22 protein-coding genes are annotated in these 26,279 nt (G+C 57.0%); 11 read left to right on the forward strand and 11 right to left on the reverse strand.

Translation table 11 applies throughout. The features are described from left to right. Positions 1-9: 9 nt before the first annotated feature. The 5 genes from DSM3645_RS05115 to DSM3645_RS05130 form a co-directional block, all read right to left on the reverse strand. Entirely contained in the window at positions 10-1,734 is a 1,725-nt protein-coding gene (locus DSM3645_RS05115) for a HEAT repeat domain-containing protein (RefSeq protein ID WP_002650988.1), read from the reverse strand. Between the two features lie 90 nt (positions 1,735-1,824). Continuing rightward, complete coding sequence (locus tag DSM3645_RS05120; RefSeq protein WP_002650989.1) at positions 1,825-2,460, reverse strand: hypothetical protein; 636 nt, start codon at positions 2,458-2,460, stop codon at positions 1,825-1,827. Between the two features lie 179 nt (positions 2,461-2,639). Beyond that, positions 2,640-3,125, reverse strand: coding sequence for a very short patch repair endonuclease (locus DSM3645_RS31765; RefSeq protein ID WP_390071060.1), 486 nt, complete (start codon positions 3,123-3,125; stop codon positions 2,640-2,642). Then, entirely contained in the window at positions 3,086-4,243 is a 1,158-nt protein-coding gene (locus DSM3645_RS05125; protein WP_002650992.1) for a DNA cytosine methyltransferase, read from the reverse strand. Before DSM3645_RS05125 ends, DSM3645_RS31765 begins: the two co-directional genes overlap by 40 nt. A 92-nt stretch (positions 4,244-4,335) precedes the next feature. Continuing rightward, positions 4,336-4,824: a hypothetical protein gene (locus DSM3645_RS05130; RefSeq protein WP_002650993.1), complete on the reverse strand. Its 489-nt coding sequence runs from the start codon at positions 4,822-4,824 to the stop codon at positions 4,336-4,338. Between DSM3645_RS05130 and DSM3645_RS31610 the strand changes: the two genes are divergently transcribed. After that, positions 4,823-4,945 carry a hypothetical protein gene (locus DSM3645_RS31610; RefSeq protein ID WP_002650994.1) on the forward strand — a complete coding sequence of 41 codons (123 nt, stop codon included), beginning with the start codon at positions 4,823-4,825 and terminating at the stop codon, positions 4,943-4,945. The two genes, DSM3645_RS05130 and DSM3645_RS31610, sit on opposite strands and share 2 nt — an antisense overlap. 11 nt (positions 4,946-4,956) lie before the next feature. Here DSM3645_RS31610 and DSM3645_RS05135 read toward each other — a convergent pair whose 3' ends face one another. Beyond that, positions 4,957-8,088, reverse strand: a complete 3,132-nt coding sequence (locus DSM3645_RS05135; RefSeq protein WP_002650995.1) for a Tex-like N-terminal domain-containing protein — start codon at positions 8,086-8,088, stop codon at positions 4,957-4,959. Between the two features lie 411 nt (positions 8,089-8,499). Between DSM3645_RS05135 and DSM3645_RS05140 the strand changes: the two genes are divergently transcribed. Next, the gene (locus tag DSM3645_RS05140; RefSeq protein ID WP_002650996.1) at positions 8,500-8,844 is read left to right on the forward strand and encodes a hypothetical protein; all 345 of its coding nucleotides are present in this window, start codon (positions 8,500-8,502) and stop codon (positions 8,842-8,844) included. Positions 8,845-9,016: 172 nt separating this feature from the next. On the opposite strand, the gene DSM3645_RS05145 is transcribed toward DSM3645_RS05140, so the two are convergent. Both DSM3645_RS05145 and DSM3645_RS05150 read right to left on the reverse strand, forming a co-directional pair. Continuing rightward, a complete protein-coding gene (locus DSM3645_RS05145) occupies positions 9,017-9,256 on the reverse strand; it encodes a hypothetical protein (protein ID WP_237564758.1) in 240 nt (79 codons plus the stop codon). 189 nt (positions 9,257-9,445) lie between these two features. Beyond that, positions 9,446-10,333 carry a hypothetical protein gene (locus DSM3645_RS05150; protein WP_002650998.1) on the reverse strand — a complete coding sequence of 296 codons (888 nt, stop codon included), beginning with the start codon at positions 10,331-10,333 and terminating at the stop codon, positions 9,446-9,448. Between the two features lie 254 nt (positions 10,334-10,587). Between DSM3645_RS05150 and DSM3645_RS05155 the strand changes: the two genes are divergently transcribed. From DSM3645_RS05155 to DSM3645_RS05170, 4 genes are all read left to right on the forward strand, one after another. Continuing rightward, positions 10,588-11,484 (forward strand): metallophosphoesterase, encoded by an 897-nt coding sequence (locus tag DSM3645_RS05155; protein ID WP_002650999.1) that lies wholly within the window; start codon positions 10,588-10,590, stop codon positions 11,482-11,484. Positions 11,485-11,494: 10 nt separating this feature from the next. Beyond that, a complete protein-coding gene (locus DSM3645_RS05160) occupies positions 11,495-12,046 on the forward strand; it encodes a hypothetical protein (RefSeq protein WP_040351628.1) in 552 nt (183 codons plus the stop codon). 218 nt (positions 12,047-12,264) lie between these two features. Next, a complete protein-coding gene (locus DSM3645_RS05165) occupies positions 12,265-16,116 on the forward strand; it encodes a hypothetical protein (protein ID WP_131282252.1) in 3,852 nt (1,283 codons plus the stop codon). Positions 16,117-16,187: 71 nt separating this feature from the next. After that, entirely contained in the window at positions 16,188-17,498 is a 1,311-nt protein-coding gene (locus DSM3645_RS05170; protein WP_040351629.1) for a hypothetical protein, read from the forward strand. A gap of 233 nt (positions 17,499-17,731) precedes the next feature. Here the strand turns inward: DSM3645_RS05170 and DSM3645_RS05175 are convergent, their stop codons facing one another. Continuing rightward, on the reverse strand, positions 17,732-18,304 hold the full coding sequence (locus tag DSM3645_RS05175; protein ID WP_002651004.1) for a DUF2179 domain-containing protein: 573 nt from the start codon (positions 18,302-18,304) through the stop codon (positions 17,732-17,734). Positions 18,305-18,634: 330 nt separating this feature from the next. On the opposite strand from DSM3645_RS05175, the gene DSM3645_RS05180 reads away from it, so the two are divergent. The 5 genes from DSM3645_RS05180 (at position 18,635) to DSM3645_RS05200 (ending at position 23,615) form a co-directional block, all read left to right on the forward strand. Continuing rightward, positions 18,635-20,044 carry a sulfatase family protein gene (locus tag DSM3645_RS05180; RefSeq protein ID WP_002651005.1) on the forward strand — a complete coding sequence of 470 codons (1,410 nt, stop codon included), beginning with the start codon at positions 18,635-18,637 and terminating at the stop codon, positions 20,042-20,044. 215 nt (positions 20,045-20,259) lie between these two features. Next, positions 20,260-21,324: a 23S rRNA (adenine(2503)-C(2))-methyltransferase RlmN gene (rlmN, locus tag DSM3645_RS05185; RefSeq protein ID WP_040352137.1), complete on the forward strand. Its 1,065-nt coding sequence runs from the start codon at positions 20,260-20,262 to the stop codon at positions 21,322-21,324. Positions 21,325-21,357: 33 nt separating this feature from the next. Further along, on the forward strand, positions 21,358-22,005 hold the full coding sequence (locus DSM3645_RS05190) for a hypothetical protein (RefSeq protein ID WP_002651007.1): 648 nt from the start codon (positions 21,358-21,360) through the stop codon (positions 22,003-22,005). 480 nt (positions 22,006-22,485) lie between these two features. Further along, the gene (locus DSM3645_RS05195; protein WP_131282256.1) at positions 22,486-23,025 is read left to right on the forward strand and encodes a hypothetical protein; all 540 of its coding nucleotides are present in this window, start codon (positions 22,486-22,488) and stop codon (positions 23,023-23,025) included. 56 nt (positions 23,026-23,081) lie between these two features. Beyond that, a complete protein-coding gene (locus tag DSM3645_RS05200; RefSeq protein WP_040351630.1) occupies positions 23,082-23,615 on the forward strand; it encodes a hypothetical protein in 534 nt (177 codons plus the stop codon). Here DSM3645_RS05200 and DSM3645_RS05205 read toward each other — a convergent pair. Together DSM3645_RS05205 and DSM3645_RS05210 are read right to left on the reverse strand one after the other, a co-directional pair. Continuing rightward, positions 23,581-24,186, reverse strand: coding sequence for a hypothetical protein (locus DSM3645_RS05205; protein ID WP_002651010.1), 606 nt, complete (start codon positions 24,184-24,186; stop codon positions 23,581-23,583). The genes DSM3645_RS05200 and DSM3645_RS05205 overlap by 35 nt on opposite strands. A gap of 48 nt (positions 24,187-24,234) precedes the next feature. Next, positions 24,235-25,980, reverse strand: a complete 1,746-nt coding sequence (locus DSM3645_RS05210; protein WP_002651011.1) for a heavy metal translocating P-type ATPase — start codon at positions 25,978-25,980, stop codon at positions 24,235-24,237. Positions 25,981-26,279 lie beyond the last annotated feature (299 nt).

The raw sequence follows: 26,279 nt of genomic DNA on the forward strand, positions 1-26,279 counted from the left end.
CGCCGAGTGCTATTGCACTTTGGTCAGGGCCTCGGTCGCCGCGGCGCGAACCGCATCCGACTTGTCATCGCTCGCCGCTTTCGACAGCGCTTCTTTGGCGGTAGCGGCTTGTTTGCCGAACATGCCGAGCGCCTTGGCGGCTTCCAAACGAACCAAGTCGCTTCCCGTCGTTAGAGCGGCGGCCAGAACGGTCGTCGCTTTGGCGGCTGCTGGGCTGGAGGGATCGATGTGAGCAATCGCCCAACCGGCGGCGACCTTGGTAAAATCGCCATCACCATCCAACAGCGGGACGATCTGGGCGATCGACGACTTGGCGGCCGGTCCAATGCTGCCCAGTGCATAAAGTGCGCTTTGCTGCAGACCGACGCTCGGGCTGGCGAGAAACTTGGTGATCGCTTCCGTGGCCGGAGCGGCCTCTGCTCCGAGTCCGCCCAAGACCATCATCGTTTCGCTTTGGACCTGGCCGTCGGTCACTTTCAAGGTCTCAATCAGGGCCGGAATCGCGGTCTTGGCGTCCGGACCAAGCTGGCGGAGGATCGCCAATGCATGCATCCGCAACCCTTCGATTTCTAGGGCTTTCACCAGACGGGGAGTCGCACTCGGGCCCAGCGTGACAATCGCTTCGCGAATGTTGACCACGACCGTCGGGTCGGCGTCGGAAAGCGCTTTCAGCAAGGCCGGAGCGACCAGTTCGCGAGGCGCTTCCAGTTCGCTGAGGCAGCGAGCGGCCGCGGCGCGAACGTTGGCGTTTTTGCTTTTCATGCCTGCGACCAGATCCTCGACGGCATGCTTGACCGCTTCGGTATCATCGGGGTGGAGGCGAGCAATCGCCCATTCGCCCAGCATGTGCATGAATTCGTCGTCCGAATTGGCGGCCGATTCCAGGGCCGGTTCGGCCGCGACATCTTTGATGACGCCGAGCGCGTATGCCGACGCGTAGCGAACGGCGACCGAGTCGTCTCCTTCTAAGCTAGCGGCCAATTGACCAACCGCGGCTTTTGCGCCAGGGCCGATCTCACCCAAAGCGACGGCAGCTTGCATCCGCGTATCCGGATCTTTGTGCGATTTCAGCACTTCGGCCAGGTTGGGCGCGGCGCTCTCGGCTTCGGGGCCCATCTCGCCGGCGATCAAGCAGGCCCAATAGGCGCCGCGCTCGGTCAGGAGGGCTTTTTTCAGAACGGGCAACGATTTTTTACCGGCTTCGGCCAACGTGTGCAGCGCCGGAACGACGACGCTGGGATCAGCGTCATTCAAGATTTTGGCGATCAGCGGTAACGTTTCATTGGGATCGGTCGGCAACTTGCGAACGGCCCCCATCGCGGCGCGACGGACGATCGCTTCTTTGTCCGTGATTTTCTTGATCAGCGCCGGAACGGCCGGCAGCGCTTTTTCGCCGATCTCGCCGATCGCATAGGCGCTGTAGGCTCGCACTTGGGCGTCGGGATCATCCAGCCCTTTGGTCAACGCATCTAGCGCTGGCGCTGCGGCTGCTTCGTACTCGGCCAGTGCTCGGGCGGAATGCCAGCGTAGTTCGGCGTCTTTGTTTCCCAGCGCCGTAATCAAAGCGGGGACCGCTTTGTCGGCCGCTTCTGGATGCAGCGCCAGCGCGTCGGCCGCGGCGACCGCGTCAGCGCCCTCGCTCGACAGTTTCTTGATCGAATCGGCGGCGTCAGCCCAAGCGATCGAAGCGACCGCCAAAGGCAGGGCCACGGATAACAACAGTCGTTTGTACATTGCAAGCTCCGCAGAAAAGTACGTCGGCTGCGACGATGTTTTTGGAAGGGGATCGGAAGATGAGAGTGAAGAGCGTAGGCCGTCAGGCGATTAGCCGGACGGGAATTGGGCGTCGTAAACCAGCGATTTCATGAAGTTGCTAGCGTCGACAAAGTCTTGCGGAGAGTATTCGCGAATTCGGATCTTGAGTTCGTCGAACATCGAATCGGCGGTGCCGGTGACGTTGCGGTATTCGTCCACATTGGCGTAGGAGCCTTCTCGCGCACGCATTGCGAACGCCAGATTCAGCTTCTCTCGATATTCGTCATACGGCTTGTCCGTCAGGATGAACGGCCAGTTGATTTCGCCGGTCAGCGGATCCAACTGCGAAGCGGCCAAGCGTTGCGGCGCGCGTTCTTGATTGAAACGGAACAGCTGTTCGCTGGTCGGTTTGGGGCCGGCCTTTTCGGCGCGGTATTCGTCGTTGCGGCGACGCATCTCGAAATAGACCTGTTGGGCCCGGTTGCGATTTTCAATGTACTGACTGCGTGCTTCTTCGACGTCGATCGCGGCCCGGGCCGTGTTCAGGTTGTACTCGCCTTGAGCGCGGACGATATCGGCCAGGCCGCGAGCCTGACTCTCGGCGACGGTTGCTGCTTTGGCGCCGGTGTTGTAGTACCACTGGGCCGACGCGTTTTGAGCGACCACCGACGCAATGCCGATAGCTAGAAGTAGTCGAAGCGACATGACGCATCCCTCGATTAAGTCGAATACGATTCAGTGAAACTGGATCGCGAGATAAGCTTTGGGGAAATAGGCGGTCTTCGCGGTTTGCGAAAACATCAATTCCAGAATAGCCGATACGACGTCGAAAGCAATAAACCAGGCCTAAATCCAGGTTTTACCTCCCCCCCGACAAAATCCGGCTATCGCTTGGACGAAGCGGCCAAAAACCGGTTCAACTTTTGGGCCAATCGAGGCCAGTTCCCCTGCTTTGTCTCACATTCCCACACGATCAGCGTTTTCCACCCCAGTTTTCGCAGTGATTTTAGGGTTTGGCGGTCACGCTGTTGATTCCTGCTTAACTTCTTACGCCAATAATCAGCGTTCTGTTTCGGTAAAGGGCGTCGTCCTCTGGCGCAGTCATGCTGATGCCAAAAGCACCCATGTACGAAAATTACTTTCCCGCGGCCGGGGAAAGTCAAATCGGGGCTCCCCGGCAAGTCGCGACGCCCTAGCCGAAAGCGGTACCCCAAGCGATGCGCCAAACTGCGGACAATCCGCTCTGGCCGAGTATCGCTCGATCGAACCCGCCGCATTATTTCGCTGCGAGTTTCGGGATCAAAAATATCGGTCGAGCGGGACATTCGCGCTACCGGCAAAAGAGTTCCAGCTGACGCGGCGAGAGACATTCGGACGCCAGGCGGTTCAAATAGTTCTCGCCGATCCAGGTCAACACGCTCGAACAGACGGCGTCGCCGAATCCAAATAACGCGTCGTTGTTCGATCCGCTGATCGTAAATTCGCCGGCGCCCATCAGCCGAGCACACTCGCGCGGGGTCAACAGCCGGACCGCGTATCGCCCGTAACCTGCTTTGAACAGGATCTGGCGTCCGCTGCCCCCCTTGGGCGTTCGCAGGCAGCCGGCCAGCCCGTCGGTTCGCATCTCGGCCATCGAACGCTTCTCACCATCGGCGGCGCGGCGGACGCGGCGAAAGACGGCGCCGTAGGTCCAGCGGCGGCGAGCGATCATCGCGTCGGCGTCAGCACGATGGCGCGGGCTCATCTGGTTGAGTAGGTATTCGGCTCGTTCGCCGGACCACCAAGTCGAATCGTCGTCGGCCAGTTTCTCTAAGACGTCGGCCAGCTTCTGGGGACTGGCGGTCGGCGGATCCGCCAAGCTGGCGCAGCTCCAGATGATCTCAGGATGGCGCTGGATGAAGTCGATCAGGCTCGCGGGACGAAGCGGCGAAGGAGTCAGCAGCTCAGGCGCGAGCGTCTCGTCATCATCAACCGCTTTGGCGATGACAAATAGTCGCAGGCGGCTTTGCGGCGTGAACCATTTAGCGTCGAGCATGACTGGGTCGACGCGATAGCCGAGCTCGTTCAGCGCGGTCAGCACCGCGGCGAAGTCGGCGCCGCCGTGCGAGTTGAGCAGCCCCGGGACGTTCTCGAGCAGGACGAGCGGCGGTCGGCGGCCGCCGAGTCGCTTGAGCACGTCAAAGAAGCCCCAAAACGCCGAAGACTGAGCGCCTCCGAGTCCTTTGCGTCCACCGGCCAGCGACAGATCGGTGCAGGGAAACGAGGCCGTCGCGAGCGTCACATCAGGAATCGCCGCCGCATCCAATTGATGGACGTCACCCAGGGCGAACGCCTCATCGGCGCCAAAGTGCGCCTCGTATTGGCGATGCTTGGCGGCGTCGATGTCATTAGCGAAGCGAACTTCCCAGCCGGCGCGCTCCAGTCCCAGACGGACGAGACCAATGCCGGCGAAGAATTCGGCGAACGTGCGCGGCGCTGGTGCGGACATAATCGACTTCCGATGTCAAAGCGAATCAAGAGGCCGCATTATCGCCGAGATCTGCGAAATGCTCAATCGTCCGTCAGCAGGGCGCCCAGCGACTAGCCTTTGCTGCCGGAGTAGATCTCGGCATATTCGATCACCCAGACATCGATGAAATTGGTGAACGTGTCGACGTCGACTTCCCCCAGTTTCTCGAAGTAGTTGCGATTGAAGGTCTCTTTGTTGCGAATCGCGCCTTTGGCGGTTAGCTCCAGGACGTGAACGGTCGAATAAGGGCGAATCGTCATTTCCAGCCGACTGTACAAACTGCGGCGTTTGCCGCCGGTCAGGTCAAGGTCGTCTCGATAACAAGCGGCGCCCCAGCCTCGTTCGCCGAAGATCGTCTCGGTCTGAAAACCAGGAAAATGATTGGGCAACGTGCTGACGCACTTTTCGATGTAGTCCGAGAGTTGAAGCCGCAATTTGCTGTGCAGTTCGCGACATTCTTCTTCGCTCAACGTTTGAGCGCGGAGCGCCTCGGTGCGAGCGGAGCTCCGTTTTTCGCCTCGTTGGATCGCTTTTTTCAGGCGGTCTTCAAAATCGTTCATGAATCTTCGTATCGCGCTCGGCGATGTGAATGGAGCGAAGGGGAAATCGCAAAACGTTCCGCTACGCTGCGAACAACAAGGCGATCAGCATGACGGCAATCAAGAAATGCCGTCACGGTAAACCGAGCGGGACTATTTCCCTTTCGGCTTCTTCTTCTCTTTTTCTTCTTTTTGACTTTGATTCAGGAACTGAGCGAGGTCGCCGAACGAGCGAAGCGGCTCTTTGCCTTCTTTCATCGCTTCGGAGATCGGCTTCTTCGGCGTCGGTTTCGATTTGGCGACGAACGTCTTCGCCTTCGGTTTCCCGTGGCCCGCATGTTGCGGTTTGTTCCCGCCGGGCCGATTTTTGCCGCGCGGAGGTCGCTTGGCCCGCTCCGGGCGATCAACTCGCTGCTTCTCGTCGGCGGCCGGAATTGCCTTTTCGGTGCCGGGCTCAATCGCCGTCAGCGAAACGCGACGACGATCTTTGTCGATTTCGACAACCCACACGGTGATGACATCGCCGACGCTAACAACTTCGTGCGGGTCGCTCACATAGCGGTTGGCCAGGCGGCTGATATGAACCATGCCGCTGTCGTGCAAACCGATATCGACGAAGGCGCCAAAGTCGACCACGTTCAGAACGGTGCCGGAGAGCTCCATACCGGGACGCAGGTCTTCCAACTTCATGATGCCGCGACGGAAGAGCGGCGGTGGGAAATCGGCTCGCGGGTCACGACCAGGTCGCGACAGCGAATTCAAAATGTCCCGCGTCAGATGTTCGCCCACTTCCAATTCAGCGGCGAACTCGGGGGCTGAGACGCCTGCGATCTTCTTTACCAATTCGGCATGCGCGGCCGAAGGGACTTCGCTCTTGACCGGAGTCGGCGGCGTTTCGACCGGAGCTTCGGCAGAAGTTTCAGCGACGGCTTCTTCGGTGACGGCCTCTTCCGCAGTAGCCTCTTCCGTCGTCGCAGCATCTTCCGCAGCAGCGACATCTTCGGTAACGGCAGGTTCCGCCGCCGCGGTGGACGGAGTTTCCGCTTCCACCGTTTCCGTCGCGGGCGTTTCCGCAACAACCGGCGATTCGGTGGTAGGTTCTTCGACCACAGGTGCTTCCGCCGCAGGCTCTGCGACCGGAGCAGGGGCTGGCGTCGCCGCTTCGACAGGTTTTACGGTGCGAACCTGGTCGATGGTCGCGTCGAGTTTGGCCAACACTTTTTCGGCGACTTCGTAGCTTTCGGGGTGAATCCAAGTTGCGTCGAGCGGGTTTTCCCCATCTCGAATCTTGAGGAACCCGGCCGCTTGAACGAAGGCCGACTCGCCGAAACCGGCGACCTTTTTGAATTCTTCACGCGACGTGAAGGGACCGTTTTGGCGGCGGTATTCGTACAGCCGACGCGCGGTCAATTGATTGAGACCAGAAACGTAGCTCAGCAGCGCTGGGCTCGCTTGATTGACGTCGACGCCGACATAGTTCACGCAGGATTCAACGACGTTATCCAGCGTCTCTTTCAAGTGCTTGGACTTGACGTCGTGCTGGTAAAGACCGACGCCGATGTTCGACGGGTTGATCTTCACCAGTTCTGACAGCGGATCGAGCAAGCGGCGGCCAATGCTGATCGTGCCGCGGACGGTCGCGTCGAAATCAGGGAACTCTTCGCGGCCCAGTTCGCTGGTCGAATAGACCGAAGCGCCCGCTTCGTTCACGATGACGTAAACGACTTCGCGATCCGTGATGTCTTTCGAGATGATCGACGCGACCAGGTTTTCGGTCTCACGACAGGCGGTGCCGTTACCGATCGCGACGATGTCGACGGCATGTTGCCGGATCATCTCAATCAAGCGTTGGCGACCGCGGGCGACGCGATCTTCGGGGCCGATCAGATGAATGACCCCTTGTTCCAGGATCGATCCAAATTGATCCAGCGCCACCAGCTTGCAACCGCTGCGGAAGCCGGGATCGATCGCCATGACGCGGCGACTGGAAACCGGAGGTTGCAGCAGCAGTTTGCGAAGATTGCAGGCGAAGACGTCCACCGCATGCTCTTCGGCATGTTCGGTCAGTTCGCGGCGAATTTCTCGTTCCAGACTCGGCAGCATCAGTCGCTGCAAGCCGTCACGCAAACAGGGCTTTAAAAAATCGGTCTGCGAGTGGTCAGCCGGGATGGCGGTCTCTTCCGCTAACGCGAACAGACGATCCCAGTCACACTCAATTTTGACGCGGATAAAGCGAGTACGGTCGCCGCGATTGATCGCCAGCACGCGATGGTGCGGGATCTTCGAGATCGGTTCGCGATAGTCGTAGTAGTCTTTGAACGCTTTCTCTTTTTTGCTCCGCTCACGATCCTTTTGCTTGCGACGCTTATCGCGGCGCTGCTCTTGCAACGCGCGGCGTTTGGGATCAATCGTTGCGGCAGGCGCCGCCGGAGCAGGAGGTGCCGGAGCAGGAGTCGCTTCTGCCTCGCTGGCGGTTTCGCTAGATTCTGCTGCGTTGGGCTCGGGAGCGTTTGATTCCGCGGCGCTGGGCTCGGCGGTGCTGGACGACTGGTCGGCGTCGGGAGTCTGGCTCTCGGCCGAGGCGACCGTTTCCGCTGCGGCCGTTTCGGCTGCGGGCGTTTCAGATTCGTTGTCCGCAGCTTCGTCGTCGTGATGATCTTTTTCGTCGGACGCATCGGCCGCTTGCTCGATACGCAGCGTGACCAGCGTGCCGGTCTTCCACATCAGTTTGCGGAGACGTCCACGGAGAATCGCATTCTCGGCGAATTCTTCGGCCAGGATATGACGCACGCCTTGCAGGACGGCGGCGACATCGGGGAGGTCATTTTCGGCGCTGACAAATGCAGCCGCACGCGCCGGCAGATCGGCGGCGGCCTCGTTGCCGGCCATGACTTCGTCGGCCAGCGGCTCCAGACCGCGTTGCCGCGCTTGGGTGGCCAGCGACTGCTTTTTGGGCTTGAAGGGAAGATAGAGATCTTCCAGCAGCTTGGTGGTCGGCGCCTTCTGGATTTTGTCGGCCAGCTTTTCGGTCAGCTTGCCTTGCGATTCGATCGATTTGAGAATCGTCTGCTTTCGCTCTTCCAGTTGACGAAGCGCGGCCGATCGAGCTTGGATCTTGCGGATCTGCTCTTCGTCCAAGCCGCCGGTTTCATCTTTTCGATATCGCGTAATGAAGGGAACGGTGTTCCCATCATCCAGCAATTCGACAGTTCTTTGAACTTGATCGACCGGCAGCCCCAGTTCGCGAGCCACGATGCTGAGGTCGGACGAGACTGTGATTTCCATATTCGCCAACAGGTATCAGGTGGGAGACGCGCGATTGCAAAAATTAGGCAACGGCGCGAGTCAAAGGCTTGCCAGAGCGGCATCTGCGCATGGGACGCCAGACCGGCAATCTAGGGGCTACCGATTTTGTTGTCAAGGATTCACAAAGCGGCAAGGTCCAAGATTTAACACAGAATTCGCCTAGCCGGCTTCTTTTTACTCCTGACGCAGTGGTAGATATCCGTACCTAGGCGAACTTTAGCGATTGCGCGGGTGCGACGAATGACTCGCCGGTATTGCGGAGCAGTTACAGCGATTCTGTGCGATATATCAGCCGCATTCTGCCGAAATCGAATGGTAGACAGAGAGGTTGGCACGGTGCGAGTCGCTCTGACTTTCCGTTTCGAGCCGTTGTCGCTAGGACTTTTTGCCATGGCGCCGCATTTACGCGTTTATTTTGGTCCCGAAGACGATTCGACCCCATCCGACGGGAGCGAACCGGCGAAGATCGTCGTCGGCGATTCTGCGCGCACTGCGGCTTTGACGCCGCGCGCCGGTTCGACCAAGGATCACTCCGAGAACGATACGGCGCAACCCGCTGCGGCTGAAATTGCCGTCGGCCTCGAAGAATTGCTGCAACTTTTCGACGATGCGCGCCGCTGTGGGGTGACGATTCAAGACGAAGTCGAGCATGAGACCGTGATGGTGTCGCGGGATCTGTTTCGCGCCCTGCTAGCGTATCAGACGCTCCTGCAACCGCAGGCCTCTTCGCAATAGCGACAAGCCCTGATCCGTTTTTTCTACTGCACGCCGCTGCGCGTGCAGGCAACGGCGTCTCCGCCGCGAATCAAGCAACTGCCCAAGAAATGCGACAAGCGTCGCTTGCTGCTGGCGACGCTTGTCGTTGGCTTCGTTCTCTTCCGGACGCGTGGACGCCCGAGATCAACGATTAATAGCCGATATCGTACGGATGCGGATTGAGGAAGTCGCGCGGGCCACGCGTCGTGTAGTAGGGGTAGGTGACTTCCGGCGAATAACCACCGGCTCCGCCGCCACCATAGCCGCCGCCGGCGGCAGGAGGAGCGCTGACGCTGGTGGGGTTTCGACAGGGATTTGCGCCAATTTGATGGCAACCGACGCTTCCAACCGCCATGGCGGTTACTGCGGCGAGCAGCGCGATTCGTTTCATCATCTCTACCTTCTTGATTCGTGTGGCCAACGGTCCGGGTCGTATTTGCAGCGCGGGCCGGCTCGGCGGGAGTCGACGGCGCAAAAGGCTCTCCCTCTGCTAAATCGGCGGTAGAAACGCGAATATTGAATAATTCGGAATCATCCGAATGACTAGCGCCTGCTAGCAGCGCGGCGTCGCCGGCCGGAATTACAGTCCGATTTGCGACCAGGACTGGGCCTGAGCGGTCGTGAGATGCGACAGAATGCGGATTTCGACTTCATCCAGATAGGCGGCGATCCGAAGTTCCAGTTCCGACTTAAACTCGCGATAGACGGTCCAGATTCGCTCAAAATGCGCGTTCGCTTCCAGCAGAATATTTTGAATGTCGCCACGCTGCTGTTCGCTCAGCTCCATCGTTTTCCAGTTTTCCGGCGTACTGAGCGCCGTGATTCGTTGCACGCGCAGCGGCATCGGGTCGCTTCGCAACTGTTGAGCAAAGAGATGAAGTTGCTGTCCTTGGCCGGCCAAGACCTGCAGGCCGTCATTGCGTGGAGCCTGCGGAGCCGCGGCGTATTGATTCCAATCGCGAGACATCGAAGCGATCAGCGCGTTGAACGTCGGCTCTTCGGCGCCGGTCGCCGTCAGCAGTTGATCTTTGAACATCCCCAGCGAGACGCCAAAGGTGACCGCCGCAGCGACAAAGATAATCGCCGCCGCTCGTCGCCAAGCGGCGCGATGAAACTCGACGGCGGAGATCTCACGAATGATTCGGACACCGACGCGCAGCAGAGCTTTGGTGGGATGAAGTTTGCGGTCGGGCGAAGGGTTCTTGAAGCCGACGCTGGTGATTTGAACTTCGAAAGCGCTATTATTGAGAATGAGCTGGGCGATTTCGCCAAAGAGGAAAAACTCTTCCTCGTGCTCTGGATTTACCAATTGCAGGCGCGTTTTGGAGACCTCGAGCTCAATCGCGAATCCGGCCATCGATTCATCAAGCAGGCGAACGCGGAATTCCTCGCTGCCGAGCACCAGACGCCCACTTACGTTTTCCGGCATTACCGGAAAGCGAATCGACGTTCGCCGCTCTACGCCCATATTGATGAAATCCGAAAAGATGAAGAGGAGAAGCCGGCGGTATGCGCCTAACTGAAAGTTAAGCTAAAAACGGAGGGGAGGGGGAAATTTCATAGAATTCCTTGAGGTTCTCCTAATGCTTGGCCTCGGAAAACCCGTTACAACCGTCACAGTACGCATCGCGTTTGCCTGGAACGCATCAACTGGCAACAATTAGAAGTTGATTACGTGAAATTCACGTTTCCCTTTCTCGCGCGATTCCGCTAGTCGAAATTATGACTGTAGAAACTTCTCTTGCTGACCAAGTCATCGCGCGCTATCAGAAAGCGGCGGAGATCAACCTCAGCAATCCCAATCGACACGGCAATCTGATTTCGCTGCCGGCCGGAAATGACGCCGCCGATGTGATGGTGACCGCCGACTTGCATGGCAATCGACGGAACTTTCAGCGCATTCTAGAACTCGCCGCACTCGAGCTTCATCCGGAGCGACACCTGGTGCTGCAAGAGGTTTGTCACGGCGGTCCGACTTATCCGCAAGGGGGGGGCTGCATGTCGCACTTGATGTTAGAAGATGTCGCGCAGTTGGTGAGCCAGTTTCCCTATCGCGTCCATTTTTTGCTGAGCAATCACGAACTGGCCGAAATGGTCGACTTCCCGATCCTGAAAGGGGGGAAGATGCTCAACTTGATGTTCCGCGCCGGCCTACAAGAGATGTACGGCAATCGGACCGCCGATGTCCGCGACGCCTATCTCCATTTTCTCCGCAGTCTTCCCATCGGCGTGAAAGCAGGCAAGCGCCTGTTGATCTGTCACAGCTTGCCCGAAAAGTGCGACCAAAAACCGTTCGATCCGGCCGTGTTTGATCGGCCCCTGGTCGATGAAGACCTGGCCTGTCAGGGAGATGTCGGTCGACTGGTTTGGGGACGCGATTTTCGCCAAGAAAACGCCGATGCGTTCGCTCGGCAGACAGGCGCTCAATATTTTCTAACCGGACATGAGCCGTCGACCGACGGATTTCAGACGCCCAACTCGCGGCAGGTGATTCTCGACTGCTGTTGCCAAAACGGTTGCTACGCGATCATTCCGGTGGATGATCAGATCAGCTACGGCAAGCTATTGGCCGAAGTCCAACGTCTGCATAAGCCGACGCCTGAAACGTACGGCATGTAAGGAATCGACCATGTCCGATCTGCGATCCAGTGAGCCAGATTCGCGGCGGAGTCTACCGGGCCGATTCCAAGATTTGAACTTGAGCGGCAAATATATCGCGCGCGCGATCGCGGCGCTGGTCGCCTTTGCGACGTTCGTCACCGTCGGATTGATCATCGCGCTGACCAGTCTTTACCAAAGCGGCGCAAATCCGTGGTTCGCCGCTTTGATCATCGGCAGCTTCGCCGCGGTGATTAGCGTCCCGTTCGGCATGTTGCTGGGCGCGATCGTCGCTCAATTTCTGGGGCTGTCAAAGCTGAAGCTTGCTTGGATGCCGCGGTTCACCATCGCCGGCTTGATGTTCGCGACGTTCCTCTGCTGCGCCGTCGCGACGTTGGCGTATTATGCGATCAACGTCGCCAGCGATACTTTGCCGCGACGGTATCTGTTTATCGTCGTCTCGCTCGCGATGCCCCCGTTTTTATTGATTGTCGTCAGCGTCGGTCGTATCGCGCTGCGTTGGCTTCATCGTCACAGCCATCCCTACAATGCGGAAGTGATTGACGACGACGTCGAGATGTAAGTCGCTTGAGCGCAGCTTTTGTGAAGGACTTCCGATTGTCTTGACTATTTGCCGCGAAGTTTCCTGCAGCGCCGCCGCGTTACGGATCCCTCATTCTGCCGTACGATTGGCGCTGTTAGTTAATTCGCCAATTCTCGCGCGGGGAAGTTCTTTGAACAAGTAAGTCACAAGAGAAGACGCGGCAATCGTCAAAATTTGTCTCAATCTCGGGCGGCGGAGTGGCGCAGTCCAGCAACCTGCTTGCTTCTCTTGAAAGTAATGCATTTTGTAGAAATAGTCGTCATGCTAGTGGAATCATGCATGTAACTGTAATCTCGCAGATTTCCATCTATGCATCGACCGCGAATCAAAAGCCTGTCGACGCAAATTCTCGAAAATGTTCTTTCTTTAATATTGAAAGCTGCGGATTCAACCTTGTTCTTTCTTCGCTACAACTAGCTCAGACGCTATCCCATTCGCGTACTGCTCACGTTGTAAACTGCGATTCGCCGCAGGCGGAACAAGGCGTCAGCAGCGATTATAGTGCACGTCACACTTCGAGCTTTTTGCGATTCTTATCCAATCACGCAATTTCAGCGAGCGAAGGCATGGACTTTTCTCTTGTGAACTGGGTCAAATATTTAACGCCTGCGCGGTGTCGTTATTCGATGGCGGAAAGTCGAAAGCGACGGAGGCGCCTCTTTCCTGTAGAAGTTTTAGAGGCGCGCAGAGTTCTCGCAACGATGTCGGTCTCTACGATTGACGACGGTGTGGTCGATGAAGAGGATTTCGATGGCGAATGGTTTCGGATTTCTCGTAGCGATAGTTCGGGCTGGTACGCGCAAGTTGTGGTCGCGTTCAGCGGCGATGCTTTGGGTGATTTGCACAGTATTTATAAGATTACTGCCAGTGATGCCCAGCCAATTTCTCTGGGAAGCACGCCCAATGCCGACGGCGAGTATGTCACCTATATCTCCTGGGATTATGAAGCGAGCGATATTGACCTCTTGGTGCGAGCAAATAACGATATCGATCCGGAGGCTGCGAAACAGTTAAACATTCGGTTGGTATCGTCTTTTTCCGTCCCTGTTAGCGGTATTTCAGAGAGCTACGAAGGCGCTGGCGCCACTGCGACAATTACCATCAATGAAAGCGACAATTGGGAAGTTAACGTAACGCCGCAGGAGAGCGTCGCCAGCGAATATGGCGCCGGCGAACCGAATCGCGACGCTGTCATCCGCTTTACGCGTAGCGGCGAAACCGATCTGACGCACTCGTTGGCGGTCAAGGTAGAGATTGAACCGGACGAACAAGGAAATCCTTACAGCTTTGTGGGAGTCGACGGAGCTTCCTCCTCGTTGACCTGGGATGCGAAAGACAAGCTCTACCGGGGAGTCATTTACATCCGGTCGGGGAGCACGTTCGGTGACTTCAGAATCATTCCTACGAATGACCCGCATCACAAATTGGATAGTGAATTACGAATCACAATCCTCGCCTCTGACACGTCCACGCGATCCGGTCTTCCCTATTACACGATCGGTGCCGGCGCCACGGCCGACGTTACGATCGAAGACAACGACGACTGGACTGTCGATATCGCGGCGATCGATGCGATCGCCGCAGAGTTCGGAACGTCTGAAACGCCGCTGAATAACGGCCTCCTCCGCATTACTCGCAGCAACGAAACCGATCTAACGCATAGCCTGTCGGTCGCGTTCAAAATTGACGAAAGTACCCAGGCATCGCTGAGTGACTACCATCTCGTCTCCAGATACAAGATTCCAGCATATCTCGATGTGGAAGAGCAATGGTACGAATTCAATATTCCGATCTACTATGACAACGAAGGGAAGTTCAATTATGCAACGGCGACGATTCCTGGGCAGGAATCGTATGTCGACATCTTCGTCCGCCCGCGAAACGACTCGGAGCATGAAGACCCGGAAGAGGTTGTTTTGAAATTACTCCCCAGCGAAGGGAACTCCCAGTACGGCTATCTGCCGTACTACGCAATTGGCGCCGATACGGCGACGGTCAGCATCCATGATCTTGGCGGCGATCTGGATCTTCAGATTGGCGAAACGTCGGAAGATCTGCTGTCGGACATTGAGGAGAATGCGAAGGGAGGCCGGATATCCGTCTCCGGCATGGGTGATCGTCGCCAAATTAGCAAACTCGTTCTACGAGGCAATCAGAGTGAATCGGCTCCAGTAGGCAATTTCACACTTAGCTTCTCCAATCAAAATATTGCGATTTGGTTAGACGAGTTGGGGACCCAGGAAGTCAAAACAGGAGTAACGCAATTTGCCGACGACTCAGAAATCACGATCTATGTTGAGGGGCTCATCGCTTCCGCCGACAATCAGATTGCCCTGGTTTGGAATGAGGAAGGCTATTCGGCGGTAGTCGACACGTTGCTCGTCGATGCTTATCCGGATGTTACGATTTCTCAACCCGAATCGATTGTGCCAAGCGAAATACCGGATGGTTTTGTTGTGGAAGGCGATGTGGCGAGATTCTACTTGGAAATCGAATATCCGCTTGCCCATAACGTGACCTTTTGGGTATCGACTGGTGATGCCGGCAACGCTCAAGTCGACGAAGATTATGTTCAATTCGAGCAGTATGTCACGATCGTGGCAGGGCAAACGAGGGCGGAGGTCTTTGTGCGAACACTGGCGGATGTCGATCCAACCAGTCAAGACCTGATCGATATTGACGAATCGACTGAGTATTTTGCAGTAGAAGCCTCTTTTGACGACACCGTGATTGCCATCCAAAACGCGACTATCGACGATGACTATACGGTCGTCCCGTATCAATACGCGCCAGGCGAGTTTTACTTGCTAATGCGATCCGGTTCTGGAAGTTCGTCGTTCTTCACGATGGCTCTATTTGGGGATGGCGGAGACGCCATTCATAGCGAAAAGTTTAAAGACGCGGAAAACCTACCCGACAACGGTAGCATTGTTTATTTTGACGACTGGACGCCTGGTATTTCCTTTTTCTATGCTGGCGGCGGCATTTTCTACAATCCGACGTACGACGCCGGTGATCGATACGGCGAGATCGTGATTCACAACGGAGGAGAATATTATTTCTCCGATCTTGCCGCCCTGGCGACTGTCAACGAGATTAACAGCAAGGGCGACTTCGACGATTACATGGTAAAGCTAAAGACTCGCTATACCGTTGATCAGACGATGAGAGATTTTCGCACCGCATTGCTGACGAAGAATACGCCGGAGCATCGGGAATTGTTTCGTCTGCTTGATGAATACTATTTTAAAGAAGGATTTCAGGATGTCGTTTCCGCCGAAAATAATCCGCCTCAAGCTTGGGAGTCGCTGACATATGCGAACGATACTATCGGATATGCGAATGGTCTGATTGCAAGGGCATTTGAGCAACTTCCCCAAGGGACCCTAGACGAACTCTCGTTTACGCTCCAAAGCGTTGAGCTCGTAGATGGGAGTGAATTGCTAGGCCAAATTGTTACCGTGAGCATTGAATCCGAGCATCTAATTATCTATCGGCCTCGGCCCGGCGGCGGCTTCGACGCGGCTGTGTTTGCCAGTGGCGCGGCGACGATCGACATTAAAGATGTGGAGTGGAAACATTCGGATCTGGTGGAGATTACAAATTTGGACATCAACATTCCCACTCTCGTGGAGAGCCTCAGCAACGTGTCGTCAGCACTGGATGCCATCAATGGGTCAAGGCAGTTGTGGAACGGTTTCGCGAGTTCGAATCCGGTGGATGGCTTGGAAGCGATCGAAGGCGCGCTGCAAATCGGCGGAATCTTTACGGAAATTGGTGTAGGAGAAATGTTTAGTGTCTATCAGGCGGGTCTCGAAGCGAGTCGCGAAAAGCTGTCCGAAATTCAGGATGCACTGGTCGTTAGTAATGTGGAAAAGCTAATCGCCTATGCAGCGGGAGCTAACGACAGTCCCCCGGCTGGCATTAATATTGGAGATATTTCTCTCTGGGCAAACTTGGGAGGGTCCTCTGCTGTTCCATTCAGCACGGCATGGATTATGGCCAATTCTGATTACTTCAACGAAGAACTTGATGTTTCGAATCCTTGAGATTCTCCTAGTTCAGTTAATTGTCAATCTCGACCATGGTCAACGATCGCATTTTATCTCGGAGTAGTTCAATGCGCATGCTTGAAGCATCATCCAGCAAACCACTTTTTACGAAGTCGCTTCATCGGCATCTTCAACTTGCCGTTTGCTTTGTGTTGCTGCTTGGTAGCTCTGCCTGCAGCTTCGCCGACCAAGTCCCCGCGCCGGAACTGATCTCCAAGCACCAGCAACTCGCTGAGAAGATCCGCAGTCTCGGCGGGCAGGCGGTGATTCGCCGTGAGGAGGGCTCCATGAAAGGACTCATCTCTTTCATTCACCTTGAGGACATCAATTTGGCGGAGCACCCACTAGCCACTCTATTGCCCACCGAAGAAGTTGCGAAAGTCTGGTTCGGCACGCAGATGGTACAGGAGGCGGAGGTGAAAACGCTTCAGCAGTGTCGGTTGCTCACTGAACTGGGGCTGTCAATGCTCGTTATTTCCGATCCGCTCCTCGCGGAGGTTGCAAAAATAAAAACGCTGGAAACGCTGGTTCTGAATACGACGCCAGTCTCCGACGCCGGCATCGCCCACTTGCAAGGGCATCCGGCGCTGCTGTCGATTCGGCTAGGCGATACGTTTGTAACGACCGCCGGAGTCCGGCAATTGGCTCAGGCGACTCCCCAGTTGAAAGGGGTAACCTGGTCGACGGTGGAGTCGGAGAAAATGCGTCAGGCGATCATTGGGGCGCGGAATGGCGGATTGATGATTTCGCGGGATGTACATTCGCTGCGCGATCTATCCACCCCTGGCGGACCACCGCCGCTCAACGATCCGTATCGGCTATTTATTACCCGCGGCTGGAAGCCCAATGAAGAGACAAGAGAAGTGTTTGGCGTCCTCGGGGCGCCGGCGCCGGTAAGCGTAAATCTGAATATTACCGACGAAGCGGCCTGGGAATCACTTGCTTTTCTTCCCCAGATCGATGAACTGAAAATCCAACTTCGCAAACGGGCGAGTGAAGCGACCTGGTCGCACTTGCTGGAGATAAAGTCACTCAAAAGACTTAGTATCCCAGAAGGAACGCCGGGGGCTTTCCTGCGTCAGCTCTCTCAGGTCGCTGGACTTCAGCAGCTCGTGGTTCGCAAAGACGCGTTATTCTTCAAGGACGCGCCGGATATCGATGCGCTGGTGCAAAGCGGCGTCAAGTTGGAGCGACTTGAACTTGTCGGTTGCAATCTAACGGACAAAATCATCACGAAGATCGCCGCCGCCAAACTGACGAAGGAGTTCGTCCTGCGCGGCTGTCTTGGAGATTCGGACGAAGCGCTGCAAAAAGCTCGACAGCTGGATCCTCTGCTTCACATTCATCGCGGTGACAAACCGAAGAAAACCACAATCTAAGAGCCACGGCGTGATGCGCTTTTCGAGAAGACTCCGTAAGCGGCATTGGTTCCCGGTAAGCAGTTCGCGGCCATTTCGCCAATTCAAACGGCGCCATAACCATCGTTGTAGGTCCGTCTGCGGTCTGATGTCTCTGGCCTACTTTGTCGGCCGAGATAGCGGAGCTATCCAGGCCCACAGGACGAGGTTTGACAAAATAACGCGACTTCAAAAGGGGGGATTTTGAAGTCCGCCTATTTCATTTTCAAAAGCGCTCGCCAGCCGGTGCGATGGGGCAGCGGGACGTTGAGCCCCTCGTTGTGCGAATGGACAGGCTCCACCGTGTAGAAAATCGTGGGATCGCTTGCGGTCGCGATCTTGAGCAGGCGCTTCAGCTTGCGGCGGCGGCAATTCATATAGATCAGCAGCACCGGCCCGTCTCGGCCTTCGCCGGTGAATGTCGTGACCCGTTGGCCCGCTTCACGCAGCGCTTTGGCGGCTTTGGGCCCATCATGCGGCGAAATCATCCGCACGACGACATGTCCCATCGCTAGCATCCGCTCAAGTCGAATGCCGACCGCATTGCCGGCGGCAAAACCGCCTGCGTAGGCGAACAGCAGCATCGGGTTCTCGCCGATTCCCGTAATGACTTGCGAGATCGCAATCGTCCAGACCAGCACCTCAAAAAAGCCGAGGACGACGGACAAGCCGAGACGTCCCTGCACGACCGAAATCGTTCGTAGCGTTCCGATCGACACATCGACAATGCGTGTGCAGAAAATGAAGATGGCGACGACCCAAACCGGTTGGTCGACGAGAAACTGCATAAAGGGGCTCAGAAGTCAGGCGTTGCAGGGGGGGTAAAGCGAGATTGTCGCGAACATTAACTAGCGCGCTAACCCCATTGCCTGATTTGGTGGGGGATAAGCTGCTTTTCTACACGTTTGGCTGCGCCAATATTCACAGACGGGGCGGAACTGCCCCAGATCAGTTCCGCGAGAGAGCGGCAAATTGCGGGTTTCTGGTCGAATTGCGGCCGAAGTTGGCGGCAATTTCACCCAACCGATTTCAAGGAGAGGCGCAACGCGCTTTAATCGGACGGCGTGGCGTGTTATTGTGAATTTCCCGCCTGTTATTACCTTCCTGGGAGTTTTCGCGTGATTTCTCGAATCGCATCGTTTGCCTTTCTTTTTCTGCTCGGCTGGACCGCGACTGCGGTCGCGGCTCCGCGCAATGTGGTGTTGTTTGTTACCGACGACCAGGGAAAAGATGCCGGCTGCTACGGCAACCCGGTCATCAAAACTCCCAATCTGGATGCGTTAGCCGCGGACGGCACGATCTATGATCACGCCTATGCGACCACGGCGAGCTGCAGCGCCAGTCGCAGCGTCATCTTGACCGGCATCTTCAATCACGCCAACGGTCACTACGGACACGAGCACGCCTATCATCACTTCAGCTCGTACGACAAAGTCAAAAGCTTGCCGGTTTACTTAGAAGCGGCCGGCTATCGGACCGCGCGAATCGGCAAGTATCATGTCGCGCCGGAAAAGGTCTATCACTTTCAGCACGCGCTGAAGGGGGATAGCCGCAACGCCGTCGACCTGGCGAACGAATCAGCCGACTTTATCGGGGAAGATAGCGACAAGCCGTTCTTCCTATATATCTGCACGTCGGATCCGCATCGCGGCGGCGGCGTGGTGAAAAGCGATCCTTACAAGCCCGACGCCTTCGGCAATCGACCGCAAGGCTATCCCGGCGTCGAGACGGTCCTCTTTGATCCGAACGACGTGATTGTTCCTTCCTTCCTGCCAGACACGCCGACCTGCCGGGCCGAACTCGCCCAATACTACCAATCGGTTTCCCGCATCGATCAGGGGTTGGGCCGCTTGGTCGAAATCTTGAAAGAGAAGGGGGTCTATGACGACACGTTGATCCTCTATATCTCGGATCACGGCATCGCTTTTCCCGGTGGAAAGACGACCACCTACGAGCCGGGTCTCAACTCTCCCTGCATCATTCGCAATCCCTACAACCAAAAGCGGGGACTGCGCTGCGAAGCGCTGGTGAGCTGGGTTGATCTGACGCCGACGATCGTCGATTTCGCCAATGCGACGCCGAAAAAGAATCAAATGCAGGGACGCTCGTTTCTCAAGACGCTTGATCAGGAAAAGCCCGCGGGTTGGGACGAGATCTACGCGTCGCACACGTTTCACGAGATCACGATGTACTACCCGATGCGCGTCGTCCGCAGCGGCAACTACAAATTGATCTGGAATATCGCGCATGGATTGCCGTATCCGTTCGCGTCGGACTTGTGGGCGGCGCCGACATTTCAAGACATCTACAAGCAAGGGCCGGACGCCTACTACGGCCAACGGACGGTGAAGGACTATATCCATCGCCCGGCGTTTGAGCTGTTTGATCTCTCCACCGATCCGTACGAGGCGAACAATCTGGCCGACGTTGAGAAGTACTCGGACGTCAAAAAGGAAATGCAAGAGAAGCTAAAAGCATTTCAAAAGCGAACCGCCGATCCCTGGATCATGAAGTGGGACTACGAATAGAAGTCGCCGCGTTGGCGAACGCTTGAGAACGCCCTGATGGGGCGTTCTTTTTTTATGCGCGGCGGCGAATTAGAGATTCCTGCTCCGGAGGGTTCCTTGGTTCCGCCGCCGATCCGACCTACAATACAGGGTCGTTTGAGCCAATCCGGGAACCATCATGAACTTGCCGACCGAACCGTCGAAATACGCACCGCATGCCGAGCGAAAGTGCGGCCATGCCCAGTAGTATCCATGACGCCGCCGCTGTCGAAGCGATGCGCAAGCGATTGGGTCTCGACCCGCATCGGCTGCGCCGACTCCGTACGCGGCTGTTGAAACTGCAGGGTTCGGACGAAGAGGCGCTGCAGGAATTGCCGGCAGCGGCTCGGGACGCGTTTGCGGCCGAGATCCGTTTTCATGAGCTGACGCTCGATCAGCGTTTCGATTCGCAGCTGGACGGCGCTTCGAAGTTGCTGTTCCGCACGGACGATGGGCTGCTGTTGGAGTCGGTCATCTTGCGGGTCGCCACCGGACGCACGGCGCTCTGCGTGTCGTCACAGGTCGGCTGCGCGGCGAATTGCGATTTTTGTGCGACCGGCAAAATGGGGATCGCTCGCAGTCTTTCGGCGCCCCAGATTTTGGACCAGGTCGTGCAGGCCAATCAGTTGCTCAAGCCGGAAGGCCGTAAGGTCCGTAATATCGTCTTCATGGGGATGGGAGAGCCGTTCCACAATACGGCGGCCGTGCATGAGACGCTAGAAAAGCTGGTCTCTCCCCATGGGTTTGATCAATCGCCGCGGCGGACGTTGGTTTCGACGGTGGGCTTGCCTAGCGCAATGATTGCGTTCGCCCGCAAGTTTCCGAAGGTGAATCTCGCGCTCAGTTTACATAGTGCGATCCAATCGCGCCGCACCGAGATCATTCCGTTGGCGGCCAAGTTTGATCTGAAAGAATTGCGCGCCGCCCTTGATCAGGTCGCGGCCGTCCAGCAGCAGTCGATCATGATCGAGTATCTCATGTTGCGGGGGATCAATGATGGCCCGGAAGATCGCGCGGCGCTGGCCGACTATCTTCGCGGCTTGCCGGTGCACATCAATCTGATTCCCTACAATCGCGTCGATGCGGCGCCTCATCTCGAGGGAACGTCGAAAGAAGACCGCGAAGCGTTTGGCGCCGCGCTGCGCGGCGAAGGCTATACCGTGACGATTCGCTATTCCCTTGGCGCCGATGTCGACGCCGCGTGTGGACAACTCGTGCGCCGCGAGAATCGGCGAATTGCGGCCGCCGCCGCTGCCCAATAATCGATTTGCGACGTTAGTGAAGGAAACCGACCGATGCAGTATTCGTGGACTTATCCGATTTATTTGATTGCTCACAACGGCGGATATGCTTCGATCGTAGATCCCCAAGATGACTCGCAGCAGTTGCTGGTCGCAGTGACGACCGAAGAAAAGGCGTTAGAGTTCATGCAGGATTTCGCCATCCTGGGCGCTCCCCGGCAGCTAAACAACGACCGCGAATTCGCTTGGCTGCTGGAAAGCTTACAGGCGCCCGTCACGTTGGTCTGCTTTGATCCTGATCCGCGTGAAGCAGCGGTGAACGCCGCCTGGTCGACGACGGTCCAGTCGCTGCTGAGCGACCGGCTGGAAGTCGACTATTCGCCTTGGAGCTATCCTGTCTATTTGCTGCGACTTGAGTCTGGTTTCAGTTCGATCGTCGGCGCTGATGCCGAAGGAGCGGAGGTCGTCGTCCTGTGCCTGTTTTCAAACAGCCAGCTGGCCGAAGAGTATCTGGCCGCGTCGGGTGATTCAGGGACCGTCGAATCGATCGACGACATGGCGTCCGCGCGCGAATTGATGGAGTCGCTGGAAGCGGAAATCGCGGCCGTCGCAGTCGATCCGGAGGTGCGAGATTCCGAACGCGTGGCGAGTCATTGCATCGGTCTCGAAACGCTACTGAACAAGTATCTGATTCGAGCCTGATTTCGGGCGTGCTAATGTCTTGTGCACGCATTTGGCGGCCAAGTGAAATCCCAAAGTTTTCAATATAAAATCTTCCTGAAGGGCTTTTGTGGATTAAAATGCCCTTCGCATGGTTAATTTTCGGTTTTGTGGGAAAATACCGGGCATCCGCATGTCAATAAACGCCCAGTTTCTAAGGCGGTAGATTCCTTCTTAAGTCCCAGCAGCGGCCTGCCATTTTCCACAGCACTTTTTTTGGGCAGCATTTCGCGCTCTACATGCGATTTGTCCCGCGCTGGCCGCATTCTTGCCGTAGCTAGCAGGCAAACAAACGCCAATCATGCTTCTGCCTGTTTTGTCATGATGACGCTCGTTCGCTGGGCGCCCCACAAATCAGCGAATGCCTGCCAAACCTACATTCGGTTTCCCACACGATTCCCCATCGTCGTCGGAGACCACGCGAAACCCAAACGCGACCTACAGCACCAAGGGGCTGGAACGATGTGGAACAGACTGAAGCAAGTTACGCCGCAGACTTGGATTGCGGCGACCTGTTTGCTGCTTCTCGCAGCACCGATGTACGGAGACCATGTGCTGCGAACGGCGCGGCGCATCTCCCTGATTCACGGTTATCAGCAATCTCTGTTGCCGGGAATTGCGGGCCAATACCAGCTGGATGCGGACGAAGCCTATCACTGGTGCGACGGCAGCCAGGGGCGCGTGCTGGTTTTTAGCCAAGTCGGAAGCGGCAATCAGCATCGCCAGGTCGTATTGACCGACTTGGACTACGTTTCGCAGGGCGCCTACCACCTGGATGTCGTTGGCAAGCTTGCCGGCGTTTCGTTGATTCCACGCATCCACCCGGTCGTGGAGTTCGTGCTGGAAGATGGCCCGGATCATATTCATTCGGTCCATTTTCGTCTGACTCCCAATGGAGTCGAACACGCCTACCGCGATGAGTCCCCCGCTCCTGCCGAATTTGACCCCGCCTATGTCGTCGACGTCGTCACAGCGTCGTCCCCTCTCGATTTTTCGTCGTAAGACTCCCGCCTAAATGTAGACCTCCCGAACAGAGTTCCAAGAAGATGGCAATCAAAATGAACGAATCGAAAACGACGCCTAGCTGGATCGCAACACTGTTGGCTGCCGTGATCCTGACCGTCCTGGCCTACCCGCTTTATGGCGATAACGCTCTTTGGCTGGTTCGCCGCACTTGCTTGGTTGAAGGGTTTCAACGCCCCGACGACTTATGGCGTCAAGATTATGCGTTGGTCGCCGAGCGCGATGTGATCTTGAAAGGTGGCGGAGAACGCAAGATGTTGCTGTTCGCTTCCGAAGAAGACCAGGCCAAACCGGTCGAAGTCTCGAAGCGGCACGTTGTGGTTTTGACCGACTCGGCCTATCACGATTCGGCCAGCTTCAAAGTGGAGTTCAGCGGGCCAATTTTTCGTGCGACCGTCCTGCCGCATCGTGAGCCGATCTTCGAGGTCGTTTGCCACGGCGAAGGGGGAGTCGGTCTGGTCTGTCAACGATTTCTGCTGGGTCGCCAAGGGGTGAAGCAGATCTTCCCCGAGGTTCGCTCGCCCAGCGATGCGATTACCGCGATTCCGGCGATTCAACCAGGCGCGTAAGCGTCGCGCCGACATAGCTTGATCCGGTTCGCCCCTGCGGGGGCTCGCCGGTCAAGATCAGCGTATTGCGATTGATCGCGGTCCAGACAAACCCCGTCAACCGCTTATCGGCGGGCCGTACGATCGTCAGCGTTGCGCCATCCACTTGGTAGACCCCTGCCAGATTTAAGCGGGGGCGGACAAGCTTGAGCTGGTTGTCTTTCGCTTTCTTGATAGCGACATGATGCTCGGCGCCCAGCGGCAACGTCATCAGCCATCGCCCTGAATAGTCCACCGGTTCTTGGGGCGTCCAGTCCAGCGCCATCGACTTCTCTTTCTGAGCAGGCTGGGCTTGTTTCGGCTGCTTCTGCGGTTGAGCGACAACTTTCGGTTGGGGGGCCGGCGCAGTGTTGCGATCGATCGCGGCGCTGTTTTTATCGACTTGGGACTCAATCCGTTCCAAGCGTTGCTCTAGCTGACGAATCTGGGCGATCAGTCCGTCAATCAAGCCTTCGCCAGGCTCTGCGGCCGCGACCGTGGTCGCCAAGGAAAGCGTCGCCACGCAGAAAAGTGCGATCAAATAGCGAAACATGAGCGTGTTCCTTCAAGGTGCGGGCAATTTGGGGAGCGGACGGACGTGCTATTTATCGTAATCCGTCAATTCGCGAGGAGGAAACGCGGCTCGCAACGCGTTCAAAACCACGATCACATCGATAATCTCTTGCGATATCGCTCCCGCTACCGGCGGCAGCCAACCAGCGGATGCAATCAGCATCCCGATCATGCTGAGGGCGATTCCTCCCACGGCGCTTTGCAACGCGATCGTGCGCATGCGACGACCGATATGGAGCAGCTTGTCGACGGTTTCCAGCGAGCTGTCGAGCACGACGACCCCGGCCGCTTCGGTGGTGACGTCACTGTTTTGGCCAAACGCGACGCCGACGGTCGCCGCCGCGAGAGCCGGAGCGTCGTTGATGCCGTCTCCCACAAACAAGGTTGCGGCGCTGGCCGTTTCGCGCTGGACAAGCTCCAGCTTTTCTTCCGGCGTTTGATTAAAAAAGACCTCGTGGATGCCGACTTGATCGGCCAAGAATCGCGCCTCCGATTCTCGGTCGCCGGTGACCAGCATCAGCTTGCTGATCTGATGTTGCGGTCCCAGGTGATCGATAAATCGTTTCCCCTCGCGTCGCGGCGCATCGCGAAAGAAGTAGACGGACGCTAGTTTTTCATCGACCAGCACGACGCACTCCAACCCTCCTTGCTGCTCCGGCAATATCGCTTCCGGTTGTTCTTTCAAGAGTTGCTTGCGGCTGGTGATCCGCACCTCGTGGCCGTGAACAAGACCCCGCATTCCTTGGCCAGGGCGTTCGCTGACCTGGGTGACGTCATAGGACGCCGCAGACGCTGCTTCCGCCGCTTTCTGGATCGCCGCCGCAAGCGGGTGCTTCGAGTAGCGTTCTAAGCTGGCGATCAGCGCGAGCGTTTCCAGCGGATCGCACTCGGCCGAATTCCATTGGTCATAGATGCGGGGCTCGCCATAGGTCAGCGTTCCCGTCTTGTCGAAGATCACCGTGCGGCAACGATCGACCTGTTCAAGCACCGCCGGAAGTCGAATGATGATCCCCATTTGTGCGGCGAGCGAAATCGAGCCGATGATCGCCACCGGAATTGCGATCAACAAAGGGCAGGGGGTCGCAACGACGATGACCGCCAAAAAGCGGGTCGCATCGCCGCTGAAGTACCAGGCCACTCCGGCGATCGCCAGGGCGAGCGGCGTGTAGTACGCGCCCAACTGGTCCGCCAAACGCCGCATGTGGGGGCGTTGCTGCTCTGACTTCCGCATCACTTCCATGATTTTCGCATAGCGCGAGTCGACCGCTTGTCGTTCGGCCTGAATGGTCAACGCTCCATCGCCGTTGACCGCGCCCGATAAGACGCTGACTCCTGGCGTTTTCGACATCATGTAGGGTTCGCCGGTCAGGTACGATTCGTCCATGACGCTGTGCCCCTCGATCACGACTCCATCGACTGGGGAGACTTCGTGCGGCAAGATGACGACGACGTCTCCCACGTCAATCGCATCCACGGCGACATCTTCCAAAGCGGCGCCGTTGCGACGATGCGCGATCGACGGTAGTCGTTTGGCCAGCGCTTGCAGAACGGCGGAAGCGCGGCCGACGGCGAACGACTCCAGCGCTTCGCCGCCGGAGAGCATCAGCACGACGATCGAGCCGGCCAGATACTCACCCAGCAGCGCCGATGCGACGATCGAAATACCCGCGAGCAAATCGGCGCCAAAATCGAGGTGAACGACTTTGTTGAGCAGTTCCAAAATCAGCGGTACGCCCCCGATCGCCAGCGTGATCCACAGCGGGAGATTGAACATTGTGGGAGGGACATCGCAACCGAAACGTAGGAGGAGGTGCGCGGCGATACCGACAATTGCGAGTAAAGCGATTGCTAATTGCCGGTGACGCCAAAGCTGGCGCCAGAGCGAGACTTGCGATAGCGACGAATTTGCTGGCGAATTCATGAACGAGCGTCAAATCGAAGGAATATCGGCAATGGATGCGTCAGTCTAGCGAATCACTAGCGACCCAGGCGAATTGGATCTTCCCGTTGCGAGGAGAAAATCCCCTCCATTTCGTTCGCATGCATAGCAAGATTCGCTAGAATGCGGGAGTG

Origin of the sequence: Blastopirellula marina DSM 3645 (genome assembly GCF_000153105.1) — a bacterium.
In the GTDB taxonomy this organism is placed as follows: Bacteria; Planctomycetota; Planctomycetia; order Pirellulales; family Pirellulaceae; genus Blastopirellula; species Blastopirellula marina.